Genomic DNA, 1,303 nt, shown 5'->3' on the forward strand with positions numbered 1-1,303 from the left:
TGAATCGTCAAATATTTGGATTTCCCAAACTTTATATGTATGGTTAGTGTTCACAACTCAATTAGGAACGCTATATCACTGTAATTGTAAATATTTATCGCAATTGTATTATCAAAATCTTCGAGTTTCCGCAGCAGGCGAGTATAAGTTACAGCTTTGCTGAGGAGTTGTTTTAACTGTTCCTGAAATTCCAGCAATTGGGGGGGAGTTAATACAGTTCCTTGGGCAAATTGCTGCTCCAAAATCTCCATATTTTTCTCAATGATGCTGTATTCTGAATCAAGTTCATGGTATATGTGGCGGCTGTCTTGAAAAGCTTTGATGATTTTGTTTCGGTGAAATAATAGGTTGAATATTTCCTCTTGGCAAGTGTTAAAATCTGCGTCGGTTTTTTCGTCGCAAAGCAGCGAGACCAGCAGGTGGCGATAATTGGCAATATCGCTAACTGAACCGTATTCAAAAATCGGGCTACCAAACAGTTTACCCGATCGGTAGAATGTCGGGGGAGAATCCCCCAGAAATAAAGCATCGCGACATTTATCGGCGAGGGGTTTGAGGGCATCTAAATTATCGGGTAGGTTGTCCTCGGTAAGCCATGCGGTAATTATCAGAGTTTGCCCTAAAAACTTGTCATCGCCGCTGATGAGTAAAGCTTGATTGGGGTTAAATTGCTCGATGAAACTTACATTTATATTATCGGCGGTGCCATCTTCCCGGCAACCTATATTTAAGCATAAACCATAACTGTCTTGAATTTGTCGCGGTTGAACAAAACCTTCGATCAGCGGATTGCGGGTGCTAAAGGGGAGGGGAGTATCTGAAAGTAAATCCTCGGAGTAGCTGTGAGAGTTTGCTGGGCAAACGAGCTCCGGTGTCACCCTTTCATAGGTAAATTTTGCCAGAATCTTGTCGCAGTGTTCCCACAGAGGGTTATCAGTGCGATCGCTGTCATTGTACAGTGGGAAAGCGTATAAGTAAACGTTAGGTGCTGAAATGCGATCGGTCATGTTAAATTGGGATTTATGGAAGTAGGGCGGGTAAGTGTGAATTGGTATCAACTTAAGGCTGAAACCGATAATAAATCTCGGTTGTAGTTAAGTCTAGATCCCCCTAAATCCCCCTTAAGAAGGGGGACTTTGAGTGCTCTTGTACCCTGTTGTAAAGGAGGGCTTCGTTCACTCTTTTCCCCCCCTTATTAAGGCAGGGCGGTTTCATTCTCGGGTGAACTCGCATAAAGTAAAAGCGATCGCAGGGATGATAAAATCTCAAGCAACCGCGCTCATAACAAATATATATGCTAACT

General features: G+C 42.9%; 1 protein-coding gene. It reads right to left on the reverse strand.

Features of this window, described 5'->3' with window-relative positions; all coding sequences use genetic code 11:
- Window positions 1-50 precede the first annotated feature (50 nt).
- Complete coding sequence (locus QUA47_RS30870) at window positions 51-1,007, reverse strand: hypothetical protein (protein WP_333433637.1); 957 nt, start codon at window positions 1,005-1,007, stop codon at window positions 51-53.
- Between the last annotated feature and the right edge of the window lie 296 nt (window positions 1,008-1,303).

Origin of the sequence: Microcoleus sp. MON2_D5, from assembly GCF_036701905.1 — a bacterium.
Taxonomy (GTDB): Bacteria; Cyanobacteriota; Cyanobacteriia; order Cyanobacteriales; family Microcoleaceae; genus Microcoleus.

Bases quoted from the DNA above. Each gene is read 5' to 3' on its own strand.
- QUA47_RS30870 (WP_333433637.1), bottom strand. From the start codon at position 1,007: ATGACCGATCGCATTTCAGCACCTAACGTTTACTTATACGCTTTCCCA.